This is a genomic window from Thalassospira sp. CH_XMU1448-2, assembly GCF_037027285.1.
Classification (GTDB): domain Bacteria; phylum Pseudomonadota; class Alphaproteobacteria; order Rhodospirillales; family Thalassospiraceae; genus Thalassospira; species Thalassospira profundimaris_C.
The window spans coordinates 311,320-335,842 of the sequence record NZ_JAYMEA010000003.1; the positions used below are offsets into that span (position 1 = coordinate 311,320).

The window sequence follows — 24,523 nt, forward strand, 5'->3', positions numbered from 1 at the left end:
ATTCTTGTTTTTGAGAAAAGACGATAATACTGGAAGATAAATTCCCATAAATGGAACACCTGCAAAATCTTGATGATCTCGCGATTTTCGCAAATCTGGTAGATGCGGGCAGCTTGCGCCGCGGATCAACCCAGATGCGCATTCCGGTTGCGACCCTTAGTCGGCGCTTGCAAAAGCTTGAAGCTGCCCTTGGCTGCAAATTGCTTGATCGGGGTGGCGGAATCTTTTCCCTGACCGAGGCAGGACGGGAATATTATAACCGCATCAAGCCGATCATGTCCGAACTTGCCCTGCAGCTGGACGAGATCGATCAGCGCCAAAGCCAATGCGCCGGACTTCTGCGTCTGGCGCTTCCGGTCAATCTTGCCAACTATTGGCTGCCCGATTTCTTTTCGGATTTTATGACGCGCTATCCGCGGATTGAGCTGCATCTGACCCTGTCCAACGCCATTCTGCCCGAAGAAGACTTTCCGTTTGATATCGCCATCCGGGTCGGCAAACAAACCCGCCCGTCCCTGATGATGCGCAGGCTGGCAGGCACTTGGCTTGTCCCCTGCGCCGGACCGTCCTATCTGGCACGCAAGGGATACCCGACATCACCGGCCGATCTTGCCAATCACGACATGATCATCTCCCGCCCGCTTCTGACCTGGCGATTTTATGATCGCAAGACCGGGAACGAAGAAAGCGTTCCCGCGACAGGCCGGTTCAATGTCGATGAAATGGAAATGGCCATCAAAATGGTCCGCAAAGGCCACGGGCTTGGACTGTTTGCCCATAACATCATTGCCGATGATCTTGCCGCAGGCACTCTGGTCCCGATCCTTTCCGACTGGGATACGGAAATGCGCGATTTCTATGCGGTCTGGCATGAAACCGATTTCATGCCGATGCGCCAACGGGTGTTTATCGACGAACTGGCGGCCTTTGCACTGCGCAATCCGCCTGACAAGGATGCGTTGCTATCTGGGTGACAGGGGCGGCATGCGCCGTTCTACCGGCTTGGATTTGACAATGGCGGTATTGGTTTCGGCCTTGTCGACAATCTGATCAAGCAAACCGTCCAGCTCCTTCATCGACCGGATATAAAGCCGTGCGACAAAGCAATCATCGCCCGTTACCTTGTCGCATTCGCCAAACTCGGGAATTTCGGAAATCAGCTGCTGTACGATATGTAACTTCCCCGGAAGTGGCCGGATGCGCACAATGGCCTGAAGCGGATAGCCCAGTGCCTCGGGATCGACATCGATGGTAAATCCACGAATGACCCCGCGTTCTTCGAGCCGACGGACCCGCTCGGCCACACCGGGTGCAGACAGGCCGACCTTGGCCGCCAGTTCCTTTTGCGAGATTCGGGCATCGCGCATCAGGATTTTAAGAATCTTCTGATCGATTTCATCCATGACTTTATAAATCCCGTAAAAATCGTAACCGTGCTTTCATTAAAAAGGCTACATGGCAATTTTACCTTTCACAAGCCATATAAAACCGGTCGCAAAAAGCGGAAAGTAATGCCATCAAATGAACTCCTGAACGGAGCTTTCCGATGAAAGAACAAGTACGCGGCACCATCGAAATGACGGCTGCCATGACAATTCTGGGGACCATTGGCTGGTTTGTGGTGATGTCTGACCGCCCGGCAATGGATGTGGTTTTCTGGCGCTGCGTGTTTGGCGCGGCATCCCTTCTGGTGATTTGCACCGTGATGGGTCTTTTGCGCGGGCTTTTGAACCTGCGCATGCTGGGCTGGGCAGCACTTGGCGGTGTTGCCATTGTGACGAACTGGTACATGCTGTTTCAGTCCTATTCGATGGCCTCGATCTCGGTATCGACCGCGGTTTACAACACCCAGCCCTTCATGCTGGTGCTGTTTGGTGCAGCCTTCTTTGGCGAGAAACTGACTGCCAACAAATTCATCTGGCTCGGCATCGCCTTTGCCGGACTGCTTTTGATCATTGCCGGAAAACCCCAGGGCGGCCTTGGCGGATCGGACTATGCCGGGGGCATTCTGATGGCGCTTGGTGCGGCACTTTTCTGGGCAACGGCAGCCATCATCACCAAAAAACTCAAAGGCACGCCGCCGCATCTGATCGCCCTTATTCAGGTCTGTGTCGGCATCCTGATGCTTGTCCCGTTTGCCGATCTTGAAAATCTGCCAGACAGCGCGCTTAGCTGGGGATCACTGATCACGGTCGGGGTGGTTCATACCGGGATCATGTATGTGCTGATGTATGGGGCGGTTCAGAAACTGCCAACCCATTTGCAAGGATCACTCAGCTTCATCTATCCGGTGGTCGCGATCATTGTCGATCTGATTGCCTTTGGCTATCGCCCGGATATGGGCCAGATCATCGGCGCAATTGCCATTCTGATTGCAGCGGCGGGCATGAATCTTGGCTGGCAGATCATCCGCCCGCGCACTCCGCGCAAAGCGGTGCCCTGAACTGGCAAACCTGACATCGGCACATTCATCATACAAAACAAAAGGGCCCCGAACGGGGGCCCTTTCATTATTCATACTTTTGTCTGTGACGGCATTAGCCAGCCACGTGCGCCTCGATGGCAGCCAGTGCGGCATCAGCCTGCGACGGGTCGGAACCGCCACCCTGTGCCATGTCCGGACGGCCACCGCCGCCTTTGCCGCCGAGTTTCTCGACACCGATACGGACAAGATCAACCGCGCTGAATTTTGCGGTCAGATCTTCGGTCAGGCCAACCACGATGGACGCCTTGCCACCATCACCCGAAACAAGGGCCACGATGCCCGAACCCATCTGATCGCGCAGTTCGTCAACCATGCCTTTGAGTTCCTTGGCAGGAATACCGTCCAGCGAACGCAGGGCAAGTTTGACGCCATTGACTTCCTTGAAGGCATCGCCACCCGATGCACCACCGGAACCGGCAGTCGCAAGTTTCTTGCGCAGATCGGATACTTCGCGTTCAAGACGACGACGTTCTTCCTGAAGCGCCTTCACGCGCGCCGGGACGTCTTCGGCTACGGCCTTAAGATCAGCTGCCACAGTTGCCAGCACGTTTTCGCGTGCGGCCATGTATTTGGCAGCATCGGCACCGGTCAAGGCTTCAATACGGCGCACGCCGCTTGAAACCGCACCTTCGGACACGATTTTGAACATACCGATATCGCCGGTGCGCTTGACATGCGTACCGCCGCAAAGTTCGAGCGAATAAGCGTGTTCGTTGCTTTCGGGCAGGCCCATGGAAACAACACGGACTTCATCGCCGTATTTTTCACCAAACAGCGCCATCGCACCCAGTTCAATCGCCTCGTCCGGGGTCATCAGACGGGTGGTGACTTCGCTGTTTTCACGGATCAGGCGGTTAACGTCTGCTTCGATCAGTGCGGCTTCCTCGGCGGTGACAGCCTTGGGATGGGATACGTCAAAGCGCAGGCGGTCCTGTGCGACGAGCGAGCCCTTCTGGGTCACGTGACCACCAAGATGCTTGCGCATGACCGCATGCAGAAGATGCGTTGCCGAGTGGTTGGCACGCAAGCTTGAGCGGCGGGTATGATCAACGCGGAACTCCGCAGCATCACCAACAGCAACATTGCCTTCGACAACCTTGCCCAGATGCACATGAAGGGCACCAAGCTTTTTCTGGGTGTCGGTGATTTCAATGACCGCACCCTTTTCGGTTTTGATCACACCGGCATCGCCCTGCTGACCACCGGACTCACCAAAGAAGGTGGTCTGGTTGGCAAGAACAGCGACCTCGTCGCCCTTCGATGCGGATTTGACTTCGGCACCATCCTTGATCAGCGCGGTCACAACGCCTTCGGCGGTTTCGGTTTCATAACCAAGGAATTCGGTCGCGCCATCACGGTCATTGATGTCAAACCAGACTTCTTCGGTGGCCGCTTCGCCCGAACCCGACCATGCAGCGCGGGCCTTGGCTTTCTGTTCTTCCATGGCCGACGAGAAACCGTCTTCATCGATGCCGATTTTACGCGCCTTAAGCGCATCAGCGGTCAGATCAAGCGGGAAGCCATAGGTGTCATAAAGCTTGAAAGCAACATCACCCGAAAGGGTCGCGCCCTCGCCCATGCCATCGGTCGCGTCATCAAGCATCTTGAGACCGCGGTCCAGCATGGTTTTAAAGCCCTGCTCTTCAAGCTTGAGCGTTTCTTCGATCAGTGCCTGTGCACGCACCAGTTCCGGGAAAGCACCGCCCATTTTGCGGACCAGTGCCGGGACCAGCTTATACATGACCGGATCCTGGGTGCCGACCATATGCAGGTGGCGCATGGCGCGACGCATGATACGACGCAGAACGTTACCGCGACCGGCATTGGACGGCAGAACGCCATCCGCAATCAGGAAGCTGGTCGAACGCAGATGGTCGGCAACCACGCGGTGCGACACATTATGCGGACCATCCGGATCGGTATTGGTGGCGTCGGCCGATGCTTCGACCAGTGCGCGCATCAGATCGATGTCATAGTTGTCATGCTTGCCCTGAAGGACGGCAGCAATACGTTCCAGACCCATGCCGGTATCAATCGACGGCTTGGGCAGATCAACGCGATCACCATTTGCCATCTGTTCATACTGCATGAAGACGAGGTTCCAGATTTCAATGAAACGGTCACCGTCTTCGTCGGCACTGCCCGGAGGGCCACCCCAGATGTGATCGCCATGGTCAAAGAAGATTTCCGAGCACGGACCACACGGGCCGGTATCGCCCATCGACCAGAAGTTATCCGAGGTCGGAATACGAATGATGCGGTCATCGGAAAGACCGGCAATCTTTTTCCACAAACCATGGGCCTCGTCATCGGTGTGATAGACCGTGACCAGAAGCTTGTCCTTGGGAAGACCATATTCCTTGGTGATCAGGTTCCATGCGAATTCAATCGCGTTTTCCTTGAAATAATCGCCAAACGAAAAGTTGCCGAGCATTTCAAAGAAAGTGTGATGGCGGGCCGTATGACCGACATTTTCAAGGTCGTTATGCTTGCCACCGGCACGCACGCATTTCTGCGAGGTGGTCGCGCGGGTATAATCGCGCTGTTCCTGACCGGTGAAAACGTTCTTGAACTGGACCATCCCGGCATTGGTAAACATCAGGGTGGGGTCATTGCGCGGCACCAGCGGGCTGGAAGAAACGACTTCGTGGCCGTTCTTGCGGAAGAACTCCAGAAACGTGGTGCGGATATCGTTAACGGTCTGCATATCTCTCCAACCCGGAAAACGCGGAACAAATTCATCCGCCGTGTTGGCGGACGGACTGCCCTATTTAGCGGGTCGGCCCTGCCCTGTCCAGTCAGGCGAAAGCGTTCAGCGCCAATTGTATCAAGATTTATGAGATTACGGCTTGGCTCATGCTCGAAACCGCTGGATGCTATACAGGCTTCAAGACCATTGAAAACCGATCCCTGTTCATTTGCCTCACAAAGCCAAGCTTCTCAAAACCCAGTCGACGCAATAACTTGGCAGATGATCTGTTTTCGTGATGGGCAAAAGCCGTCAACACGGGAATGGCTGTTTGGTGGCGGGCATGATCAATTGCGGTCTTTGCCAGCTCTGTGGCATAGCCCTGCCCCCAGAAATCGGGATTAAAGAAATATCCCAGTTCCTGCCCCCAGTCCGGATCGAACGGATCGATATACAATCCACCCCAGCCGATTATTCTTTGATCCTGACGCAACCGGATGACCCAGGGGGCGAAACCGTCAGATTTGCGGCGCGCCTCAAAGGCACTCAATCGCCTTTCGCAGTCATCAATTGTTTTGTCGCAATGGGTAAAGCGCATTGCGACGGGATCTCCCAGGAACGCAAAAAGGTCGCCAATATCGGCGACCTGCAACGACGTATAGAACAACCGTTCGCTTGAGAACTCCACAAAGGAGTTAGTCATTGATGCCTTCCTGAATTTGCTGACCAAGCTTTTCCACGTCGCGGCCGAATCCCTGAGCGGTTTCGCAGGCTGAAAGAGCCATGCCAAAGCCAAGAACCAGTGCAAGTGCCAACAAACGCTTCGTTATCATTACCATCGTACCAGGTTGCTCCGTAGCTGGGCGGATCAGATGCCGCTTATTGATTATGGGGCCATTCTGGCGTGACCGCGCACAGCTTGCAACTGATAACGCAGCCCTTTGCCCCGATCACCCTTACAGACCAAAAGGACGCCATTATGGCGCCCTTCTGACCTTGTGCCGATCCGGGTTCCGGACGGCCAATCCTGGAATTGCATCATCGGCCTACATCGGCGGACGACGACCGCGCAGCGCATTCACCAGAAGTGAAATGGCAAAAAGCACGATAAAGACAAAGAACAGGACTTTGGCAATCCCGACGAATGTCCCGGCCAGACCACCAAATCCCAGAACGGCGGCAATAAGGGCAAGGATCAGACAGAATATGGCCCAACCTAACATGGCCTGTCTCCTGTGATGAGCGGGGGATGTTGCACATCTGGCAACGGATCAGACCGTCACACTTTCAGACGGTCACATTTACTGTGCGCTATCCTGAATGGCTTCACCGGCATCTTCGACGTCTTCGCCAAAACCTTCGGCGGTTTCACAAGCGGCCAGGCCAACGCCCATACCCGCAATCATCAGAACGGCAAAAATCTTTTTCATCAGGTCCGACATGTTTGTTCTCCTGTTTGCTCGTAAGTGAAATGTTTCACAACACTCAAAACGGGAAGAAACGGGTGATGTTCCCGCAACTCACGCCAATTGCCTGATTTGAAACAATTAAGGCAGCCTCAACCCTTTTATTTCCGGGCCCCTTGACCAATCGTGATCATTTTGAGGCAGGGAAAAAAAGAGGACATATTGGTCCTCCTTTTTCCTTGAAGCTTTCCCGAATTCAGGACCCCGGCAGGTTCAGGAATTCAGCAATCGTTGTAACAATCCTTTGATGAATCTGGCCACGGTCTGTGCCCGGAGGATCAGAGCAAATTGGATCGCTTCCTTCTTCTTTCAGAAGTTCAACCGCCCCCGGCACACATTCCGCAAGAAACGTCAGGTGATTTGCCGGTGCAAAGATTGCCGAGGATGCGTTTTTGATCCGTGCAACCAGATTGCTGCCCGAAGGGCCAAAGTCGGTAGCCACCCACCTGTCTTCATCACCAAGGCCAACAAACAATATGGCATTGCTTACATTCGACAGGCTGGCCTGCGTGGCTGCAAACCCCATGCCCGGTTCGATTGCGACGATGCGTTTGATCCGGTCGTCCGGCTTCGAAGCGGCGAAGTCATTTGGCAAATGATCGACATCGACACCGCCTTTGCGCAAAAAGTCACAATCCTGCGCCGCATCACCAAGTCTTTTACAATATTGAGCATAAAGCGCCTGATCGAACTGCACCCCGGAAAGACTCAGCACCGTCGTCCCCCCTAAAGAAAACCCGATTCCCGCGATATTCCGAGGATCAATGTACGGGGCAAAAGCCGGATTGGAGAGTATCTGATCAAGAGTGGCACTGATATCTTCAGCACGTTCACCTATAAATGGCGTCCGTCGGGGCGAAGAGTCCCCCGATGTTGTACCTGGATGGTTTAGCGCAACAACGATCGCCCCGCGCAAAGCCAATTGTGAAGACAGCCAGCCAAGCCCGTCCATATTTCCTCCTGAACCGTGGGACAGAAGGATCAGGGGATGGCGTCCCGGCGCAATTGCAGCACCAATATAAGCATCCGTACCTTTCCAGATGACGTTCCCGCCAACAGGAGCACGATAAATGAAGGTATCAGCGGGGTACCAGACTGAGGCTGCCAATGGCATGGAACGATGGGCTGCCCGCACATCGAACCGATCATATCCGGGGTAATCTGATTGCTGTTTTGCGTGAACAAACGATGGGGACAAACCCGCCACCAGAAGATGGGAAAGCAGGACGACGACATAATTAAGTTTCATGATCAGGTTCCTTGTTCGCAGTTTAAGCTTGTGGGAACCTTCTGGCGCAAACTAGAATTTCCTGCGTCCTCGAACGGGTTTGTGAACGTATCAAAACCGGTTTTGATACCTTTTGTCGGGAACTGACTGTCCGATGCTTGTCCTTCCTGTCCCAATCATTGTTGCCCTGGTTCTGGTTTTTCTTTTTGTCCGCGCGGCCGTGGGGGGAAAAACCCCCAAGATGCTTATGGCGCTCCTGCTTGCGTCTGCAGGGCAAAGTGTTTTGGTTGGGACTGTGCAATATTATGGCTTCACCAGTCTAAGGTGGCTTCAACCCGTTACTGCGTCGGTAATTCCCGCCCTGGCATGGATTGCATTTGTCGAAGCCAGTATCCGTATCCGACTGCATAGCCGGGACTGGTTGCATTTTCTGGTACCGGCCGTTGTTTTACTGTGCGTGCTTTTTTTGCCTGCAATCATTGATGTGGTACTTTGCAGTCTTTTTGTAGGGTATGGATGCGCGATCTTGGTCATGCTTCATCGCCAAGCTGGCGATTTTGCACATATGCGACTGGCCTCGGGCCACATACCATCACTGGTTTGGCGTTTCATCGCGTTGGCATTAATCGCTTCTGCCATAAGTGACGTTATGATCATTGCCGCAAAGACAGGCGGAAATGATCAGATTGTCGGTGTCATTTTAAGTGTCACATCTTCGATGGCTCTGCTCACCATCGGCTTTCTGTGTCTTTCCCCGGATATTGCAATTGATATCGATACAAACGATCCGCCGGAAAATCCGGCATCCAGCCACATTCCCCGAAACGTCGACATCACAGAACACAAATCCACAATGATCCAGCTTGAGGATTTATTGGTGGGGCAGCGGCTTTATCTCGACCCGGATTTGACACTTGCGCGCATTTCGCGGCGTATGGGTATACCGCTAAAGCAGATTTCGGCCGCGATCAACGCCACGACCGGTGAAAACGTATCGCGCTATATCAACAAATTCCGGATCGAACATGCCTGCAACGAACTTGGCCGCGGTCAGAATGTGACAACGGCCATGCTTTCGAGTGGCTTTAACACCAAGTCAAACTTCAATCGGGAATTTCTGCGCATTACTGGCAAGACGCCCAGCCAGTGGCAACAACAGTCACAAGCTGACTGACCCTGTAGGGTATCCCTTTTTACCGTCGTCAGCCATTACCGGGCGCATGAAGCTGCGCTCATAGGAAATGATCGAGCGGTTCCGAACTTCCATATTCAGGACTTCCTGACATTCCCCGTCATCAGCCATGCGAGTTCGATAATCTTCATATTCGGCAAGGCTCGGAAAGCTGAACAACGCATAGGCGACATTACTGGCCCCTTCGTGGGGCAGGAAATAGCCATGATGCGTGCCGCCCATGCGGTTGACGATGGGAATCCAGCGTTTGGCATATTCCTCGAACTCGGGGATTTTATGGCTGTCGATGATATATTTCAGATAGCAGGTGATCATGGCGGGGCTCCTGACCGGTGGCAGCTATGTTAACGTCCAAAAGCAAAAGGACGGACCGCAATCACGGCCCGTCCTTTGGAAAACTAAGCTGAAAAACCAGCTCGATCAATCGTCATTGACCGGTTCATCTTCGCTCATATTGGTCATGCTTTCGGCAATCAGACCGGCACTCTCGCGAATGCTCTTTTCGATTTCCTGGGTCATTTCCGGATTCTCGCGCAGGAAGGTCTTGGCATTCTCGCGGCCCTGACCGATCCGGGTCGAGTTATAGGAGAACCATGAACCCGACTTCTCGACAATCCCGGCTTTAACACCAAGATCAAGGATTTCGCCCATCTTGGAGACGCCTTCGCCATACATGATGTCAAATTCGACCTGCTTGAAGGGCGGTGCCATCTTGTTTTTGACGACCTTGACGCGGGTCTGGTTACCAACGACCTCGTCACGATCCTTGATCTGGCCGATACGGCGGATATCAAGACGAACCGAGGCATAGAATTTAAGCGCGTTACCACCGGTGGTGGTTTCCGGGCTGCCAAACATCACACCGATCTTCATACGGATCTGGTTGATGAAGATCACCATACAGTTCGACCGCGAAACCGAGCTGGTCAGTTTACGCAAGGCCTGGCTCATCAGGCGGGCCTGCAGACCAACATGGGTGTCGCCCATCTCGCCTTCAAGCTCGGCACGCGGTACGAGGGCAGCAACCGAGTCAACGACCAGAACATCAATCGCCCCGGAACGGACCAGCGTGTCGGCAATCTCAAGAGCCTGTTCACCGGCATCAGGCTGCGAGATCAGAAGTTCGTCGGTATTCACACCCAGCTTGCGGGCATAGCCCGGGTCAAGCGCGTGTTCCGCATCGACAAAGGCACAGGTCCCGCCAAGTTTTTGCGCCTCGGCAATGGTGTGCAGGGCCAGCGTGGTTTTACCCGAACTTTCCGGACCATAAATTTCAACGATACGGCCACGCGGCAAACCGCCGATCCCAAGACCGATATCAAGACCGAGTGAACCGGTCGAAATGGCTGAAATGTCAACGGCGCTATCCCGCTGACCCAGCTTCATGATCGAACCTTTGCCAAATGCCCGTTCGATCTGCCCAAGGGCGGCTTCGAGTGCCTTCTGCTTATCCATAGTATCCTTATCCACCAAATGCAGCGCGGTCTGAATCATTGCTCGAACTCTCTTATTCCACAGGGCCGGGTAGGATGCAACGCAGGCGGTTCCCCGGACCTATAATGCGGAACGCCACCGCTTGAAGAACCTGCTGCCCAGACAGACTGTTTTCCCTGTTCACGTCAGCAGAACGTTTGAGAACATAATGCGAACACTCTCATAAAAAATCGGATGTTGCAAGTTTGTTCTTTTTCTCTTCGATGCCAGAATTTATCGCCAGAATCAAAAACCCCGACCAGAATTCGGTCGGGGTGCAGCATTTCCGGATAATAAACCTGGCTTTAGTTGGTGATTTTCAGGTGTTCGTGCTTATGCGCATGACCATGATGATCATTGCCATGATGATGGGTTTCAACATGCAGTTCGCCCGGAACCGTATAAAGCTGTCCGTGACGGACACCGGGCTGGGCAAGAACCTTGTCGGCGAAGGTCCGAATTTCCGATAACGCACCACGCAGGGTCACGCTTTCAAGACAGGTATCGTGATCAATGTGGAAATGCACCGTCGAGACCGTCAGGTTGTGGTGTTCATGCTGGGTACTCATCAGACGGGATGCCAGCATGCGTTCTTCATGGTCATAGACATAATTCAGAACGGCGATACCGACGCCGTCGGCATCCTCGTTGAGCTTGGTGTTCTGAAGCTTTTCCCGGATCAGATCGCGGAACCCTTCGGACCGATTGGTATAGCCACGGCCTTCGAGGAAGGCGTCAAAGGCCTCCATCAGATCGTCTTCAATCGATACCGTCACGCGGGTCATGGCAATTCCCTTTCAGAATCATCGTCTTGACATGTATGAACAATTTTGAAAAATTCATACCACCTGTTTTACAGACCTAATTTCCCAAAGGATAGCAGATGTTTCAATCAAAGTTCGCACGCGCCCTGATAATTGGTGCGACCGGATGCCTTTTGGGCAGTGCAGCGGCAGCCCATGAATTCATTGCCAGCACGAGCCAGACAGATGTCGCCCCCGGCAGCAGTGCGGTCCTGACGATGGATTCGACCCATCAGTTCGGCATTCCCGAAGAGGCCGAAGCCACCAGCCATGTGCGCGCCCAACTGATCACACCAGCGGGAAAAACCGACCTTGAAGTGGTCACAAACCCCGATGCCCCCAATCTTGTGGCGTCCTTTACCTATCCTGATCAATCAGCTTGGCTCCATAGCCATCGCCTTCCGGTCGTGTGGTCGCAAACGCCTGACGGCTGGCTTGAAGGCGGGCTTGATCAGCATGCCGATGCAATCACATCAACGCGGTATGAAAAATTCGCCAAACACCTGGTTGGCTGGTCACAAGATAACGGCCTCATCACCGCATCACTTGGTGACAAACTTGAAATCGTGCCGCTTGCCGATCCGCGCAAAACCGCAATCGGGGCCGATGCCGAGTTTCAAATTCTGCTGGATGGCCACCCTTTAACGACAACTGTTCTTGCGACCTATGCCGGGTTCACCGATACCCCGTCATCCTGGGCCTATTACAGTGAAACACTCACCGACGAGCGCGGCAGTGCAATTGCCAAAGTCCGCATTTCGTCACCGGGTCTTTGGGTTGTTCGTGTGGCAGCCGACGTTTCCGACCCGCAAGAAGATGTTCGGGTTCACAACCTGCGTGCCACGCTGAGCTTCTATGTGGATGGTCAGGAATAATGTTCGCACGCCCTCTTCGATGGCTGCCAGTTCTTCTGGTCCTGCTTTTTGCCGGACCAGAAGATGCTTTTGCCCATGGGGCTGGATGGCAGCTGGTCGATAGCAATACGACGGTTCGCTATCGCTTTGGCTATACCGACGGAAGCCCGATGGCTTTTGCCGAAATTGTTATTACCGCTCCGGACGGGAAAATCTGGCAAAAGGCGCGTACAGACCGGACCGGCCATTTCGCCTTTGCCGTAGACCCCGCCTCAGAAACGGACGGTCCCGCCGGGAAATGGCACTTAAAGGTCGCTGACGGCATGGGGCATATCGTGCAACTCAGCCATCAGCCGGACAGCGCACCGAACCCCGAACAAACCGAACATGCATCATCCAATGCAATGCAAGGCACCTCTGCGCTGTTTGACCTGCCCCTTTGGGCAGATATCCTGTTCGGGTTAAGCCTTTTGGCCAACCTGTTTGGCGGCTTGCTGATCTGGCGCCAACATGCCTGGAAAAAACTGTCAATGCATGAACAATAGTGCAACACCGGCAAAGGCAAGGCAGGTTCCAGCAACGGCCTGCCAGCCGACCGGCTTGCGCATGACCAGTCCTTCATAGACGATCAGCAAGACTGGCGGCAAAGCCATCAATGTCGAGGCAATCCCGACATTGGCATTCTGAACCGCCGCCATCGACAGCCACACCCCGATAGCAGGCCCGATTAACGCCCCAAGCAGCAACCACTTGCCAACATCAGGTGCAATACAGGCAGTAACGGTCCGTCGCACCCGACCCAAAAGGATGGCAATGCCCCACATGACAATGACGGCAACCAGCGTTCTGATCCAGGTCGCTGACAAGGCGGAATAGCCATCAATCAATGCATATTTCGCGGTGATCAGATTGGCGACCTGCCCGATCGCCCCGCCAAGCCCGAACAAAATCCCCAGAACATAGTTGCGCCTGCCGAGGCCGACAGGTCGCCCCTTTTTACCAAGAATAACAATCAGAACACCACTGACGCCAAAGGCGATGCCCGCAATTTCAATCGGGCGCAGAGTTTCGTCAAACAGCAACCATGCCAGAACTGCCCCCATGATCGGCACGGTCGACATCAACAACATCGAAAGCCGCGCCCCGATCAGGACAAAGGCCTGAAACAGCATGGCGTCCCCGATAACAAGCCCGACAATGGAAGACAGGCTGAGCCAGCCAAGCTGTTCCCAACTTACGGCCGCAGGCCAGGGGGATCCTTCAAGCAGCAAATGCAAAATCGTCAGACAGAAAATCGAACAGGCCAACCGCCCGCGATTGACCGTCTGGGCCCCGGCCTTGCCGCCAATATTGGAAAAGATCATGCTTGATGTTGCCCAGCACAGGGCGGCGGTAAAGGCGGCTGCCTCACCAAACAGGGGGATCATGGGGCGCGTTTCCTGTCATTTATATCATACCGGACTTTTGACCGGCTTCGGGCGTTGGTGGCCAGCTATCCATAAGCGCAAATTCGGGGGCGTTTGCAATCTGAATTATCGGGGCTAACGGCATCGCGGTCGCAACTTCTTGCGAATTTCTGCATGCATCGTATGTTCATGAAATCACGCATGTAAGGATCCAAGCATGACCAAGGCCCGACAAAAAGACAGCAACGGTAAACCGTTCAAGGGAATTCGCCGATACCTTCATGACGGTGAAGTCGTGATCATGGATTTGCCGATATCGGCGGTGTCGGTTCTCGTCCCCGGTTTGATCAAGATCATCTGGATTGCCGCCCTGATCTATGCGTCCTATCACTGGCGTGAGATTTACAATTTCCTGATGCCGGAATTCCGGAGCCTTCTGACCGGGCCGGAGGCATTTGCCGCCCTTGACCGGATCTGGGAGGAATATGAATTCGTCTTTTCCTTTGCCCTGATCGGTTTGATCCTGGCTGCCATTTCGATTGTCTGGAGCATCCTGCGCCGCGTCCTTGGTGTTTCAACACGGGCCGCAAAAGACAGCCTGCTTTTGCCCCTGACCGCGATCCGTGATCTGTTCTTTTTTGAACGCGTCATTACCAATAACCGGATTGTCACGCGCAGCGGTGTTTTGCGCAAAGATCAGGATGATCGCGGGTTCGAGGCGATCAAATCCACCCGCATCAGCAAAAGTGTTGTCGGCAATATCTTTGATTATGGTGATCTGCATATCACCGACCGGATCGGGCATACCTTCACCCTGCATCAGGTCAGCCATCCCGAAGATGTCGCCAAGCAGCTGTCGGATTTCTTTGGGCGTGTTTACGCCAATCAGAACCAGAACGCCCCGATCGACATCACCCATCTGGGCTCAAATCAGGCGATTGAAGCTGATCCTCAATCCACACGCACACCGGAAATGTAAGGAATATCTAAGCTTACAGGCCTGCGAATGAATGTCCTTGGGCGTAAAATTCACGCAGAATACGGGCGACGTCCGGCACCAGATTTTCATGTTCTTTGGAAAGCCAGATATAGACACCGCTCTGTTTCAGGACGACCTTGTTCACCCCGGCGAGTGTATCCCTGTATTCGCGAAGGTTCAGATCATCGATCAGAAAGGCATCAATACGACCCTTTTTGAACATCTCGACCATCAATTCGTAGCTCGGCACAGTGATCCTGTTTTCATGGCCTTGCGACAAACTATCTGACCATTCTGTGCCGCGACGTATCCCGAGAGTAGCCTGAGAGATATCTTCAATCGCTGACACCTTGAAATCACGGGTGACAAGAATGGCCTCACCGATGATCAGGGGAACCGGCACCATAGCCATGCCTGCTGTCTTGTATGGCTCGAACCCTTCTATCCGAAGTAATTCACCATCCACTTCACCATCAAGCAGCATTTGTGCAGATCTGGCAGACGGATTGTAACTGACAATGAAACAGGGACTCTGCAGGGCAAAAAGATGTTCAAGCTCTTCGCCGATTTTCAAGCCAAGATAGTCGTTTGGTGAAGATAAAGACAGACAGTTGCGCGCCTGTGCTGACGACATAAAGGTCAAGCACACTAACGAGGCCAGAAAAACCCGGGCAACGGACGATAACGGCAACAACGCAACTCCGGTCTCAACCTTCTCAATCACTTTGGATCAGGCACTTAGCAGATCAGCTCCGTATCAGGCAAGGAATTCAGTTGTTCTGGTTGTCGGTGTTCACATGCCCTTGGTGCCGACTGCACACATATGATTGTCTGTATGGCACAACCGGGAAGGCAAAGCCATTGTAATTGCGCCGGACACCTGTCGGAATCAATTATGTTCTGACACGGTCACGAAGGATGCTGGCGCATCAATCCCATCTGCCTGCGCAGACGGTAGCAATTCAAATGATAGCAACAAGGCCACGATAAAAATAATAGCCACCATGCAGGATCGTGCGATCCCGGTCGACGTGCGTTTCGCCATTCTTACCCCCAAGCCAGCATCACGACAGGTTCATTTATCGAACCTTGTCCATGTACTGTTTCTCGCCTGTTTTCCGGTCTTCATTTATTGAGTACCGGACCTGTTCGTATTCTTTTTTGGTCTTGTCGGCGGAATGTTACCGCCAACCGGATTCAACTATAGATAAAAACGAAACAAACATGCAAGAAATCTAAATCACTACCATGGATTTAAAATATCCAGTCGGGACATCGCGCACATCACATGGCTTTGTAGCGTCGCGGCCTAGGGATTCACGATCCGAAGATAATTCGCAGTTGCCATGTCAAACCGGGGCATCAAATAGGCAAATTCTGCTTTCAGCCAGCTATAAACAAGGAACTCGTCAACGGGGACAGCCTTAAACCCGTCGGGAACACCCCCCGAGATTTCCAGCGAATAGGCGTCAAGCAACATGGCATCAATCCGCCCTTCTTGAAGCATCTGCTTTAGCATATCCGCCCCTTTGGGGACTTTGGCGACATTCGGATAGTTCGCAATAAGCTTCTCTGGCCAGGTCGCGCCTAATGGCACGCCAAGAACCTCGTTGTTCAGATCCTGGATGTCGGCTATCGGGCCGTTGCGTACGACCAGAAAACCTTTAAGCCTGCCAAGAACGACCTCACCATGCACCATCGGCACGTCAAACTGTTCGGGAAGATCATCCCGCGCGGCAAACACACCATCAATTTCCCCGGAACGGATCTCGGAAAAGGCCCTTATTTGTGGCAATGCGACGGGACGAACACACAGACCGGCATCTTCCATCACCTGACGATACAGTTCCAGTTTCTGCTCATCGACGTGAATTTCCGGCAATGCAATACGCAGACAAACCTGATCAGCCTGAACCGGTGACATAAAAGCCAGTGACAAAACCAGCCCGAGCAAAGTGTATGCTGCAAAAACACAGTTTCGTTCGAAACCGCGTTTGTGATTTGGCGTCACCTTGTTTGTCGCACGGCGTCCGCTTTCCCGGCTATGGCGGCCCAAACAAATCGTCACGATTTCAGCGACACCTTTTACATTCTATCAAGCGATTCTGATTTGCTGTTCGTCAGGATAGGACGGCTGCGGTCATTTGGCTATATCTAGAAATACGACATCATGATGTCTTTTCGCGCTTGACCAAATCCATTGCCCCACGCACCATCGCGTCGCGGTGACCTGCCGCAATTTCGGGGCCTGCGCCACCACCATGACACGTCCCCGGTCTTTCAAAATGTCGCGCCACATCCCTGACGGATGAAGGTGCCCCAACGCCGGACGTCGACCAAATGAAATTCGGGGATATTGCCCGTTACCTGTTCCTTGCCATCGTGTGGGGATTTTCATTCCTTGTTGTTATCAAAATCGTTGAAGCCTTTGGCTGGGTGGGCGCTGTCACGTTCCGCGCTTTGATCGCTGCCGGATCGCTTTATCTGTTGGCCCGTCTGTTTCGTCGGAAGCTGGATTTCGCGGCTGGCTGGCGTCCGTTTGCCATTGTCGGGGCAACCACGGTTGCCGGACAATTGATCGGGCTGTCTTATGCCGCCCCGCGGATCGGAACCGCCATGGCGGCGATCTTTGTTGCCGCCATTCCACTTTTTTCCATGATCATCAGCCAGCTTTGGGGCCTTGAACGCGCCACCCGTCAAAGCTTTGCCGGTCTTGTTCTGGGTATTGGCGGCATAGTGCTTCTGGTTGGTTTTCCAGCTGTTCCGGTTACGACCGAATTTGCACTGGGATGTGTGGCATCCGTCCTTGCTGCATTCTGCGCCGCCTTTGGCAGCAACTATGCCAGCCGTCACTTGCGCGAAACGGGCAATTGGGAAACCACCATCGGCGCATTTCTGACTGGCGGATTGATGACCTTGCCACTGATCCTTGCCGTACCGCTTGAACGCACACCGGTCGCAGAAGACTACATGTATCTGATCATCGCGGCCGTGCTGATGAGTGTTTGCACCTATATCGTCTATTTCCGACTGGTCGCATCCATTGGCCCGACACGGGCTATCAGTGTGGAGTTTCTGGTGACGGTGATCGCGGTATTTATTGGTGCCACCGTACTTGATGAAAAGCTTTCCGCCATGCAGTTCGCAGGCGGGATCACGATCATGGTTGGCTGCGCACTGGTCTTGAATCTTGTGCCCGCCTGGATGCGCCCGCGCGCCCAAATGCCCGATATCCCGTGACAAGATCACGCCGAAGAACAAAAGAAAAAGGCGACCACATGCTGGTCGCCTTTTTTGTGATTAGAGGACTTCCTTGACCTTGGTCGCAAGATCCTTGAGCGAGAAAGGTTTGGGCAGGAAATGCACACCGTTTTCCTCGTCAAGCTCGTCGCGATAGGTATCTTCGGCATAGCCCGAGATGAAGATAACTTTGAGCTCCGGTTTTTTCTCGCGCAGCATGCGGATCAGGCTGGGGCCGTCAATGCCGGGCATGACGACATCGGAAATCACAAGATCAATGGTCTTGTCGGTCTTGTTGAGGACCTCAAGCGCGTTTTCACCATTATTGGCTTCGAGCACGTCATAGCCTTTGCTGCGCAAGGCACGCGCGCCAAAGGTCCGCACTGCATCCTCATCCTCGACCAGAAGGATCGCACCGGTCCCGGTCAGATCGCGTGACGGGGCTTCTTCGGTTACGGCCTGGGTTTCGGCCAGTTCCTGTTCGGTCGCCTCATAGCGCGGAAGATAGATGGTAAAGGTCGTGCCTTTGCCTTCCTCGCTATTGACCGCAATAAAGCCGCCAGTCTGTTTGACGATGCCATAAACCGTCGAAAGACCAAGACCGGTCCCCTCGCCACGCTGCTTGGTCGAGAAGAAAGGCTCGAAAATGCGGGTCAGATTGTCTTTGGGAATGCCGATGCCGGTGTCGGTCACCTTGATGCCGATATAATCGCCCGGCGGAATGACTTCGGTGCCGGTTGCTGTCGGTTCATCGACGATCTCGCTGCTGGTCTGAACCGTCAGCGTTCCGCCCTCACCCGCCATGGCATCGCGCGCATTGACGACAAGGTTAATGATCACCTGATCAAGCTGGCCCGGATCGACCTTGACCAGACCAATGTCACGGCCATGGGTGACTTTAAGATCAATCTTCTCGCCAATCAGACGACGCAGCAGGTTCGACATTTCTGCAAGCGCGTCAGTGATATTGATGATTTTCGGCTGCAGGGTCTGACGACGGGAAAACGCCAAAAGCTGCCGGACAAGATTGGCAGCACGATTGGCATTCTGTTTGATCTGCATGATATCGGCAAAGCTCGGATCACCCGGCCCATGGCGCGATAGCAGCAGATCACAGAACCCGATCATCGCGGTCAGAAGATTGTTGAAGTCATGGGCCACCCCACCGGCAAGCTGACCGACAGCCTGCATTTTCTGGGACTGGGCAAACTGTTCTTCCAGGTTCTTCTGTTCGGTCGTATCCAGGAAGTTCAGAAGCAGCGCCCCGGCTTCGCCTGAACGGCCCGCCACACGTTGCAGATAAATCTGCGCGGCCACCCCTCGGGCACCTGCAAGGCGGGCTTCGATCTGACCGCCCTTGCCCATGCCCATCACGGCCTTGGACAAATAGCGGGCCACTTCATCACGATCCTCGGGCAGGATCAGCTCAAGGATCGAGCGACCAACGACATTGGAATGGTTCTGCCCGGCGGTTTGCATAAATGCACGGTTGGCATCGGTCACCGTGCCCGACATATCAGCCAGAACGATCGAAAGCGGGCTTTCATCAAAGAACCAGCGCACCCGGCGCTCGGTCTCGGCAAGGGCGTGTTCCCATTCATGGGCTGGCATCGGATCAGGGAAGATCACGGCCTGACTGCGGACCGGGCCTGTACCCGGTGCATTGATCGAATGGGTCACAAAGCAGCGAATGGGTTCACCGCCAGACACCTTGAATTTGACTTCACCGTTGATCCCGTCGCCAACAATCAGGTCAGCCAGTTCGACCGTACCGTCATTGAACTCTTCGGGTTCCCCGCCAAGCCAGCTTGCCAGACGACGGTTGAGATAAAGAATGCGGCCTTCTTCATCCAGCCCGCATACCCCGACCGGAAGCCGTTCAATCATCTGATCGGCATGCTCAAACCCGCCCGCGGCCTGGGCAACCGGCAAGCTCGACACCATTTCAGGCGCAATCGGCGCAGACAGGGCAAAGCTGGGCTGGCTTTCGGTCGATGGCAGCAACAGCGAAGCACCGCTTTCCGACATGACAGAGCCATCAACACCATCAACCGTCCAAAGCATCTGACCGGCACGGGCATTTGCCTCGGTCACGGAAATGCGCAGGCAGACAACTGCTCCCGCTTCCGCATTTTTGGCTGCATCAACCCTGTTATCGACGTCAGTATTTTCTGCTTCGCCGCCGTCAGGCGCGGCAGCATCTTCGGAAGTTGCGTTATCGGCTTCGAACTTTTCAGAACGCGACAGATCAACAAACATCTGACCGCTCTCACCACGCATTGCACGTGTGCGCAGTTCGGCCAGATCGTCACTCCCGATCCCCAGAAACGACAGGCGCGCTTCAAGCGCGGACAACATGTCCGATCCGGGTTCGATACCAAGTTTGCGTGAGAAGGCAGCGTTGGCATAAAGGGTGCGGCCATAGGCATCAATCAGCGCAATGCCGATGTCGGATTTGCCAAAACCGGAAATCAGCGGTCCAAGTTCGGAATGACCGCCATTGCGCCACCGCGCAGACAGGGCCAGTGCCGCCACCGAAATAATGGCAACACCTGTGACCATCGCACCGATGATCCACATTAAACGCGCATCAAGGCCTGCCTTTGCCAGAACATCCATCAGGACAAAGACAAACACAACGAATGCGACACTTACAGCAAGGATGAGCCCCCGAAACAGCACGCGACCGCCTTTAACGACAATAACTTATCAAAATAGTCTATACTTTTAGCTGGTTATCACGCGACTGGCTACCGGCAAGTTTTGCCGACACCCTTATCTCGCGCGGCCACCCTTTCCGTCAGCAACAGGACCCCCCCCTGATCAAAAAGCAAAAAGGCAGAACCATTTCCGGCCCTGCCTGTTCATCAGAGTGTCGGGCACCCGCAACGATGCAAGCCCGTTGCGATGCTTTGTCTTTTGGCACGCCAGACGCTTGACCTGTGCTGCGTCAAGTTTGGTTGCATCAAACTCGACGCAGACAGCGCACACCATTGTTACGATCCCTAGCCCAGCTTCTTGCCTTTTTGACGGAAGACGAAGGAGATGATCTCGGCCACGGCCTTGTAGTGTTCTGGCGGGATTTCCTGATCGACTTCGACGGTTGCAAACAGCGCGCGTGCCACCGGCGGGTTTTCCATGATGGTGATCTTGTGCTCTTCGGCAACTTCACGGATTTTAAGCGCGATATTGTCCTGCCCCTTGGCGACGCAAACCGGGGCTGCCATCGCGCCAACATCATATTGCAAGGCGACCGCATAGTGCGTCGGGTTGGTGATGACAACGTCGGCTTTTGGCACGTTTGACATCATGCGCTTCTGGGCGCGTTCCATCCTGATCTGACGGACCTTTGCCTTGATTTCCGGGCTACCTTCGGTCTGTTTATATTCGTCCTTGATTTCCTGCTTGGACATTTTCATCTGCTTGTTGAACTCGTACCTTTGATAGGCAAAGTCGAGCCCGGCTATCACCGCTGTCAGAGAAATTGTCGCGATCAGCAAGATCACAATCATGTCGTAAAGCCGTTCAAGCGTCAGACCGAGTGACATCTGGGGGTACAGCTCAATATCCAGCATTTCGGGCATGATCACCAGAGTGAGCACCACCCCGACAAGCACAATCTTGCTGACGTTTTTCACAAACTCGACCAGAGTTTTTAGCGAAAACTGGTTCTTGAGCCCGTTGAGCGGATTAAGCTTGTCAGGTTTTGGCTCGATACGCTCCGTCGCAACAATAATGCCGTTTTGCATGATATGGCCGGCGGCAGCAAAAAAGACCAAAAGTACAAACGGAATACCCAAAACCAATAACATGCCCAGAATGACGTCCTTGAATAACAAGGGTATCCCGGCATTCGAAACATCGAGCATATGGGGATGTTCGATGAAGCCGACAGCAAGGTCACGCACCCCCTGGGCCATGGTTGGCCCCATCATCAGGATGACCAGACCACCACCAAACAACAGCATGAAGTTGCCGACTTCCTTGGAAACCGGTACCTGACCCTTTTTTCGGGCATCCTCAAGCTTTTTACTTGTGGGGTCTTCTGTCTTTTGGCTGTCGTCTTCTTCTGCCATGCATACACTCATGCTGGGCGGATACCGGAACCTTACCGGCCAATCACGCCTTACGGATTGAGAAACGCCTCAAGCCCGTTCTCGAAATATCCAAGATAGGCCATCATCATGGATGGCAGGGCCAAGGTCAACAAAAGCAAGGCCAGCGCAATCTGAATTGGCATCGCAACAAAGAATACGGGCAGTTGCGGCATCAGCTTGTTGAGCAAACCCAAGGCAACCTGCAGACAGATGGCAACGATCAGAAAAGGAGCCGACATCTGCATTGCGATCACAAAACTGTCGTTCAATGCCCTTGAAAAGAATTCACTCATGTCGCCGACAGGAAGGACGCCCCCCGGCGGGAACAGTGTATAGCTTTCGAAAACGGCCTGGATCATCAGATGATCCATCCCGGTCGCAAACAGCAACACCAGACCGATCTGCATCAGAAGGTTGCCTGTCACCGCACTTTGCGCCCCGGAAAGCGGATCAGCGGTAAAGGCGTTCGCCATCGAGGACAGATAGGCAATAATTGACCCGGCTGTCTGAATACCTGCCATCATGACCTGGGCAAACAGACCAAAAAACAGCCCGACCGTAACCTCATAACCGATCACAAGCAAAAGCGACGGCGCATCGGCCGGCTGTGGCGGGAATAACGGCCCGGCAAGCGGTGAAATCACCACGGCAACCCAGAACGCAAAAACAAGACGTGCTCGCGCAGGAACCGAACGCGCACCAATGCCGGGCATATAGGCAAACGCCGCCCCCACCCTGGCGAATGTCATCAGGACGACATAGACATTAAGCGTAAGAAGCTCCTGAAGATCCATCTTGTCTTTGACCGCCTTGCATCAGAAGCGTTCCGGACGCGCTCTGGGCCAGAATCCCCGTTTCGTCGCTAATTGGGTAACCCGATGAAATGATCGACCATCCGCCCCATAAACTCGGTCATCTCCGTGATCATCCACGGCAGCAACACCAGAAGCGCAATGAAAATCACCAGGATTTTCGGAACAAAGGTCAGTGTCATTTCCTGAATTTGGGTCAGGGCCTGAAACAGCGCAATAATCAGACCGACACCAAGCGCAATTAGCATCAACGGCGTGGTCACCTTCAGCAGTGTCCACACCGCGTCATAGGCCACATCCATGATTTCAGCTTGATCCATCGGTCTTCCCGCCTTGCCTTCATACGCAGTACATTGAAGTACCACTGTTATTCATACAGGATTTGGCGACATGATTGCCATGATTTCCTGTATCCCCGACTGCCCAAAACAAAAAACCGCACGATTGACGTGCGGTTCTGTCACAGGATGTCGATCACATAAAAGATCAGACCGGCATGTTCAAAATGCTCTGATAGGCTTCAACAGCCTTGTCACGAACCGAGACCACAGTACGCAGGGTTACCTCGGCTGCCGAAACCGCTGTGACAACTTCATGGAGTTCCGCGTCACCGGTGATGGCCTTCTGGGTCATTTGTTCACTGTTGGCCATGGTCGCGCGCGCATCATGAGCAGCACCACGAACCATGTCGGCAAAACTTTCCCCCGGATTCACCTTCGTACCGGTGCCGGTTACGGTTTCCGCAACGGTATTGGTCTTGCCCGAGGCCGCATTGCGGTAGGCAGAAATGGCATCGTTGAAGCTGGCGACCATGGGTCTTGTTCCTTAAGCGTCTTAACTGTCTTTGGATATCGACTGCCTATTGCAGAATATCAAGGGTCTTGAGCAACATGCTCCGCGAAGACTGGATCACATTGAGGTTGGCCTCGTAGGAACGCTGCGCTTCACGCATATCCATCATCTCAACAAGCGTTTCAACATTCGGGGTCTGAACATAGCCCTGATCGTTGGCCGCCGGATGGCTTGGTTCGTACTTCATACCAAAATCGGAACGGTCTGGCATTACCTTATTGACCTTGACCATTTCGACACCGACCTCACGATCCATGACGTTCTTGAATGTCAGAAGCTTGCGGCGATACGGGTCCTGACCCGGTGCGGTCGGAAGACTGTCGGCGTTGGCCACGTTTTCCGCAGCAATACGAAGACGGGTTCCCTGTGCGCGCATGCCGGCAGCCGAGATTTTAAAAGCCTTGTAAAGTTCCATGGTTCTAACTCTCCAGCTTCGGATTACACGCGACCAAGGGCCGAAATGAACATTGATTTCTGTTTGGCATACAGCCGGGTCATGGTCTGATAATCGACCTGGTTTTCGTTCATCTTGACCATCTGTTCTTCAAGGATGACGGCGTTTTTGCCCGGCGCGACTTCATAGTTCTTGCGCACTTCCTCATCCTTGAAGTTCTGGGGTTTTTGAAGCCCCTGACTATGGCCCGGCGTGGTTGCCTCCATCGCAAGGATGAACTGGCGGTCACGACCAATATTCTTCGGGTCGAATTTCTTGAGATCGCTGGCGCGGTAGTTTGGCGTATCGGAGTTGGCAATATTCTGCGCAATGACTTCCTGGCGCTGTGTCAGCCAGTCCATCTTTTCTTTCATGTTGGCGAACATGCCAAGTTTGCCGATATCCATTTCCTGCTCCTTGTCTGCGCTTTCCGAGTATTGATCGCGCGGGTAAAGCCGACGTTAACGCCATCGCCCTCATCGGGACCGGATCTCCCGGACGGATGATTTTGCCG

The 24,523-nt window shown here is 53.8% G+C and carries 27 protein-coding genes; 7 read left to right on the forward strand and 20 right to left on the reverse strand.

The annotated features are described in order from the left end of the window. The first annotated feature begins 50 nt into the window (after nucleotides 1–50). Nucleotides 51–974, forward strand: a complete 924-nt coding sequence (locus WA318_RS13940) for a LysR family transcriptional regulator (RefSeq protein ID WP_336082027.1) — start codon at nucleotides 51–53, stop codon at nucleotides 972–974. On the opposite strand, the gene WA318_RS13945 is transcribed toward WA318_RS13940, so the two are convergent. Beyond that, nucleotides 963–1,403 (reverse strand): Lrp/AsnC family transcriptional regulator, encoded by a 441-nt coding sequence (locus WA318_RS13945; protein ID WP_114098527.1) that lies wholly within the window; start codon nucleotides 1,401–1,403, stop codon nucleotides 963–965. The genes WA318_RS13940 and WA318_RS13945 overlap by 12 nt on opposite strands. Nucleotides 1,404–1,546: 143 nt before the next feature. Between WA318_RS13945 and WA318_RS13950 the strand changes: the two genes are divergently transcribed. Beyond that, nucleotides 1,547–2,443, forward strand: coding sequence for a DMT family transporter (locus WA318_RS13950; RefSeq protein WP_336082030.1), 897 nt, complete (start codon nucleotides 1,547–1,549; stop codon nucleotides 2,441–2,443). A 94-nt stretch (nucleotides 2,444–2,537) separates the two neighbouring features. Here WA318_RS13950 and alaS read toward each other — a convergent pair whose 3' ends face one another. The 6 genes from alaS to WA318_RS13980 all read right to left on the reverse strand — a co-directional run bounded on the left by alaS (nucleotide 2,538) and on the right by WA318_RS13980 (nucleotide 7,889). Next, entirely contained in the window at nucleotides 2,538–5,192 is a 2,655-nt protein-coding gene (alaS, locus tag WA318_RS13955; RefSeq protein WP_336082033.1) for an alanine--tRNA ligase, read from the reverse strand. A gap of 169 nt (nucleotides 5,193–5,361) precedes the next feature. Beyond that, nucleotides 5,362–5,877, reverse strand: a complete 516-nt coding sequence (locus WA318_RS13960; protein ID WP_336082035.1) for a GNAT family N-acetyltransferase — start codon at nucleotides 5,875–5,877, stop codon at nucleotides 5,362–5,364. Further along, nucleotides 5,870–6,013: an entericidin gene (locus WA318_RS13965; protein ID WP_336082037.1), complete on the reverse strand. Its 144-nt coding sequence runs from the start codon at nucleotides 6,011–6,013 to the stop codon at nucleotides 5,870–5,872. Before WA318_RS13965 ends, WA318_RS13960 begins: the two co-directional genes overlap by 8 nt. Before the next feature lie 207 nt (nucleotides 6,014–6,220). Then, nucleotides 6,221–6,397 carry a DUF1328 domain-containing protein gene (locus tag WA318_RS13970; protein ID WP_114098521.1) on the reverse strand — a complete coding sequence of 59 codons (177 nt, stop codon included), beginning with the start codon at nucleotides 6,395–6,397 and terminating at the stop codon, nucleotides 6,221–6,223. A 78-nt stretch (nucleotides 6,398–6,475) separates the two neighbouring features. Next, a complete protein-coding gene (locus tag WA318_RS13975; RefSeq protein ID WP_114098520.1) occupies nucleotides 6,476–6,616 on the reverse strand; it encodes an entericidin A/B family lipoprotein in 141 nt (46 codons plus the stop codon). Nucleotides 6,617–6,836: 220 nt separating this feature from the next. After that, nucleotides 6,837–7,889: an alpha/beta hydrolase family protein gene (locus WA318_RS13980; RefSeq protein WP_336082041.1), complete on the reverse strand. Its 1,053-nt coding sequence runs from the start codon at nucleotides 7,887–7,889 to the stop codon at nucleotides 6,837–6,839. A 511-nt stretch (nucleotides 7,890–8,400) separates the two neighbouring features. Between WA318_RS13980 and WA318_RS13985 the strand changes: the two genes are divergently transcribed. Then, complete coding sequence (locus WA318_RS13985; RefSeq protein WP_336082043.1) at nucleotides 8,401–9,042, forward strand: helix-turn-helix domain-containing protein; 642 nt, start codon at nucleotides 8,401–8,403, stop codon at nucleotides 9,040–9,042. Here WA318_RS13985 and WA318_RS13990 read toward each other — a convergent pair. The 3 genes from WA318_RS13990 to nikR form a co-directional block, all read right to left on the reverse strand. Beyond that, a complete protein-coding gene (locus WA318_RS13990; protein ID WP_336082045.1) occupies nucleotides 9,028–9,375 on the reverse strand; it encodes an NIPSNAP family protein in 348 nt (115 codons plus the stop codon). The two genes, WA318_RS13985 and WA318_RS13990, sit on opposite strands and share 15 nt — an antisense overlap. A gap of 105 nt (nucleotides 9,376–9,480) precedes the next feature. Further along, nucleotides 9,481–10,554, reverse strand: coding sequence for a recombinase RecA (recA, locus tag WA318_RS13995; RefSeq protein WP_114098517.1), 1,074 nt, complete (start codon nucleotides 10,552–10,554; stop codon nucleotides 9,481–9,483). Between the two features lie 284 nt (nucleotides 10,555–10,838). Beyond that, nucleotides 10,839–11,318 carry a nickel-responsive transcriptional regulator NikR gene (gene nikR / locus WA318_RS14000; RefSeq protein WP_336082048.1) on the reverse strand — a complete coding sequence of 160 codons (480 nt, stop codon included), beginning with the start codon at nucleotides 11,316–11,318 and terminating at the stop codon, nucleotides 10,839–10,841. A gap of 98 nt (nucleotides 11,319–11,416) precedes the next feature. Between nikR and WA318_RS14005 the strand changes: the two genes are divergently transcribed. Together WA318_RS14005 and WA318_RS14010 are read left to right on the forward strand one after the other, a co-directional pair. After that, nucleotides 11,417–12,211 (forward strand): DUF4198 domain-containing protein, encoded by a 795-nt coding sequence (locus WA318_RS14005; RefSeq protein ID WP_336082050.1) that lies wholly within the window; start codon nucleotides 11,417–11,419, stop codon nucleotides 12,209–12,211. After that, nucleotides 12,211–12,735 carry a carboxypeptidase-like regulatory domain-containing protein gene (locus WA318_RS14010; RefSeq protein WP_336082052.1) on the forward strand — a complete coding sequence of 175 codons (525 nt, stop codon included), beginning with the start codon at nucleotides 12,211–12,213 and terminating at the stop codon, nucleotides 12,733–12,735. The genes WA318_RS14005 and WA318_RS14010 overlap by 1 nt, the downstream gene beginning before the upstream one ends. Here WA318_RS14010 and WA318_RS14015 read toward each other — a convergent pair. Further along, nucleotides 12,718–13,617, reverse strand: coding sequence for a DMT family transporter (locus WA318_RS14015; protein WP_336082055.1), 900 nt, complete (start codon nucleotides 13,615–13,617; stop codon nucleotides 12,718–12,720). The genes WA318_RS14010 and WA318_RS14015 overlap by 18 nt on opposite strands. 196 nt (nucleotides 13,618–13,813) lie before the next feature. Here WA318_RS14015 and WA318_RS14020 point away from each other — a divergent pair, with 196 nt between their 5' ends. Further along, complete coding sequence (locus WA318_RS14020) at nucleotides 13,814–14,575, forward strand: PH domain-containing protein (RefSeq protein WP_114098512.1); 762 nt, start codon at nucleotides 13,814–13,816, stop codon at nucleotides 14,573–14,575. A gap of 13 nt (nucleotides 14,576–14,588) precedes the next feature. On the opposite strand, the gene WA318_RS14025 is transcribed toward WA318_RS14020, so the two are convergent. Then, nucleotides 14,589–15,209: a substrate-binding periplasmic protein gene (locus WA318_RS14025; protein ID WP_336082059.1), complete on the reverse strand. Its 621-nt coding sequence runs from the start codon at nucleotides 15,207–15,209 to the stop codon at nucleotides 14,589–14,591. 675 nt (nucleotides 15,210–15,884) lie between these two features. After that, nucleotides 15,885–16,643, reverse strand: a complete 759-nt coding sequence (locus WA318_RS14030) for a substrate-binding periplasmic protein (protein ID WP_336082061.1) — start codon at nucleotides 16,641–16,643, stop codon at nucleotides 15,885–15,887. A gap of 272 nt (nucleotides 16,644–16,915) precedes the next feature. Between WA318_RS14030 and WA318_RS14035 the strand changes: the two genes are divergently transcribed. After that, complete coding sequence (locus WA318_RS14035) at nucleotides 16,916–17,815, forward strand: DMT family transporter (RefSeq protein WP_336082063.1); 900 nt, start codon at nucleotides 16,916–16,918, stop codon at nucleotides 17,813–17,815. A 60-nt stretch (nucleotides 17,816–17,875) separates the two neighbouring features. Here the strand turns inward: WA318_RS14035 and WA318_RS14040 are convergent, their stop codons facing one another. The 7 genes from WA318_RS14040 to flgB all read right to left on the reverse strand — a co-directional run bounded on the left by WA318_RS14040 (nucleotide 17,876) and on the right by flgB (nucleotide 24,416). After that, a complete protein-coding gene (locus tag WA318_RS14040) occupies nucleotides 17,876–20,497 on the reverse strand; it encodes a hybrid sensor histidine kinase/response regulator (protein ID WP_336082066.1) in 2,622 nt (873 codons plus the stop codon). Nucleotides 20,498–20,820: 323 nt separating this feature from the next. After that, nucleotides 20,821–21,891 (reverse strand): flagellar biosynthesis protein FlhB, encoded by a 1,071-nt coding sequence (gene flhB, locus WA318_RS14045; protein WP_336082068.1) that lies wholly within the window; start codon nucleotides 21,889–21,891, stop codon nucleotides 20,821–20,823. Between the two features lie 50 nt (nucleotides 21,892–21,941). Then, a complete protein-coding gene (gene fliR / locus WA318_RS14050; protein WP_336082070.1) occupies nucleotides 21,942–22,706 on the reverse strand; it encodes a flagellar biosynthetic protein FliR in 765 nt (254 codons plus the stop codon). Between the two features lie 68 nt (nucleotides 22,707–22,774). Next, entirely contained in the window at nucleotides 22,775–23,044 is a 270-nt protein-coding gene (fliQ, locus tag WA318_RS14055; protein ID WP_068517466.1) for a flagellar biosynthesis protein FliQ, read from the reverse strand. A 166-nt stretch (nucleotides 23,045–23,210) separates the two neighbouring features. Beyond that, the gene (gene fliE / locus WA318_RS14060) at nucleotides 23,211–23,537 is read right to left on the reverse strand and encodes a flagellar hook-basal body complex protein FliE (RefSeq protein WP_336082074.1); all 327 of its coding nucleotides are present in this window, start codon (nucleotides 23,535–23,537) and stop codon (nucleotides 23,211–23,213) included. Between the two features lie 46 nt (nucleotides 23,538–23,583). Next, entirely contained in the window at nucleotides 23,584–23,991 is a 408-nt protein-coding gene (gene flgC / locus WA318_RS14065) for a flagellar basal body rod protein FlgC (protein ID WP_044829525.1), read from the reverse strand. A gap of 23 nt (nucleotides 23,992–24,014) precedes the next feature. Continuing rightward, on the reverse strand, nucleotides 24,015–24,416 hold the full coding sequence (flgB, locus tag WA318_RS14070; RefSeq protein WP_114098503.1) for a flagellar basal body rod protein FlgB: 402 nt from the start codon (nucleotides 24,414–24,416) through the stop codon (nucleotides 24,015–24,017). Nucleotides 24,417–24,523: the final 107 nt, after the last annotated feature.

Coding starts and splice junctions, on each gene's coding strand:
- WA318_RS14020 (WP_114098512.1), top strand. CDS start 13,814: ATGACCAAGGCCCGACAAAAAGACAGCAACGGTAAACCGTTCAAGGGA.
- WA318_RS13990 (WP_336082045.1), bottom strand. CDS start 9,375: ATGATCACCTGCTATCTGAAATATATCATCGACAGCCATAAAATCCCC.
- flgB (WP_114098503.1), bottom strand. CDS start 24,416: ATGGATATCGGCAAACTTGGCATGTTCGCCAACATGAAAGAAAAGATG.
- fliR (WP_336082070.1), bottom strand. CDS start 22,706: ATGGATCTTCAGGAGCTTCTTACGCTTAATGTCTATGTCGTCCTGATG.
- WA318_RS14010 (WP_336082052.1), top strand. CDS start 12,211: ATGTTCGCACGCCCTCTTCGATGGCTGCCAGTTCTTCTGGTCCTGCTT.
- recA (WP_114098517.1), bottom strand. CDS start 10,554: ATGATTCAGACCGCGCTGCATTTGGTGGATAAGGATACTATGGATAAG.
- fliQ (WP_068517466.1), bottom strand. CDS start 23,044: ATGGATCAAGCTGAAATCATGGATGTGGCCTATGACGCGGTGTGGACA.
- fliE (WP_336082074.1), bottom strand. CDS start 23,537: ATGGTCGCCAGCTTCAACGATGCCATTTCTGCCTACCGCAATGCGGCC.
- alaS (WP_336082033.1), bottom strand. CDS start 5,192: ATGCAGACCGTTAACGATATCCGCACCACGTTTCTGGAGTTCTTCCGC.
- WA318_RS13945 (WP_114098527.1), bottom strand. CDS start 1,403: ATGGATGAAATCGATCAGAAGATTCTTAAAATCCTGATGCGCGATGCC.
- flhB (WP_336082068.1), bottom strand. CDS start 21,891: ATGGCAGAAGAAGACGACAGCCAAAAGACAGAAGACCCCACAAGTAAA.
- WA318_RS13960 (WP_336082035.1), bottom strand. CDS start 5,877: ATGACTAACTCCTTTGTGGAGTTCTCAAGCGAACGGTTGTTCTATACG.
- WA318_RS13965 (WP_336082037.1), bottom strand. CDS start 6,013: ATGGTAATGATAACGAAGCGTTTGTTGGCACTTGCACTGGTTCTTGGC.
- WA318_RS13985 (WP_336082043.1), top strand. CDS start 8,401: ATGCTTCATCGCCAAGCTGGCGATTTTGCACATATGCGACTGGCCTCG.
- WA318_RS14025 (WP_336082059.1), bottom strand. CDS start 15,209: ATGTCGTCAGCACAGGCGCGCAACTGTCTGTCTTTATCTTCACCAAAC.
- WA318_RS13980 (WP_336082041.1), bottom strand. CDS start 7,889: ATGAAACTTAATTATGTCGTCGTCCTGCTTTCCCATCTTCTGGTGGCG.
- WA318_RS13940 (WP_336082027.1), top strand. CDS start 51: ATGGAACACCTGCAAAATCTTGATGATCTCGCGATTTTCGCAAATCTG.
- WA318_RS13950 (WP_336082030.1), top strand. CDS start 1,547: ATGAAAGAACAAGTACGCGGCACCATCGAAATGACGGCTGCCATGACA.
- WA318_RS14005 (WP_336082050.1), top strand. CDS start 11,417: ATGTTTCAATCAAAGTTCGCACGCGCCCTGATAATTGGTGCGACCGGA.
- WA318_RS13970 (WP_114098521.1), bottom strand. CDS start 6,397: ATGTTAGGTTGGGCCATATTCTGTCTGATCCTTGCCCTTATTGCCGCC.
- WA318_RS14035 (WP_336082063.1), top strand. CDS start 16,916: ATGAAATTCGGGGATATTGCCCGTTACCTGTTCCTTGCCATCGTGTGG.
- flgC (WP_044829525.1), bottom strand. CDS start 23,991: ATGGAACTTTACAAGGCTTTTAAAATCTCGGCTGCCGGCATGCGCGCA.
- WA318_RS13975 (WP_114098520.1), bottom strand. CDS start 6,616: ATGTCGGACCTGATGAAAAAGATTTTTGCCGTTCTGATGATTGCGGGT.
- WA318_RS14015 (WP_336082055.1), bottom strand. CDS start 13,617: ATGATCCCCCTGTTTGGTGAGGCAGCCGCCTTTACCGCCGCCCTGTGC.
- nikR (WP_336082048.1), bottom strand. CDS start 11,318: ATGACCCGCGTGACGGTATCGATTGAAGACGATCTGATGGAGGCCTTT.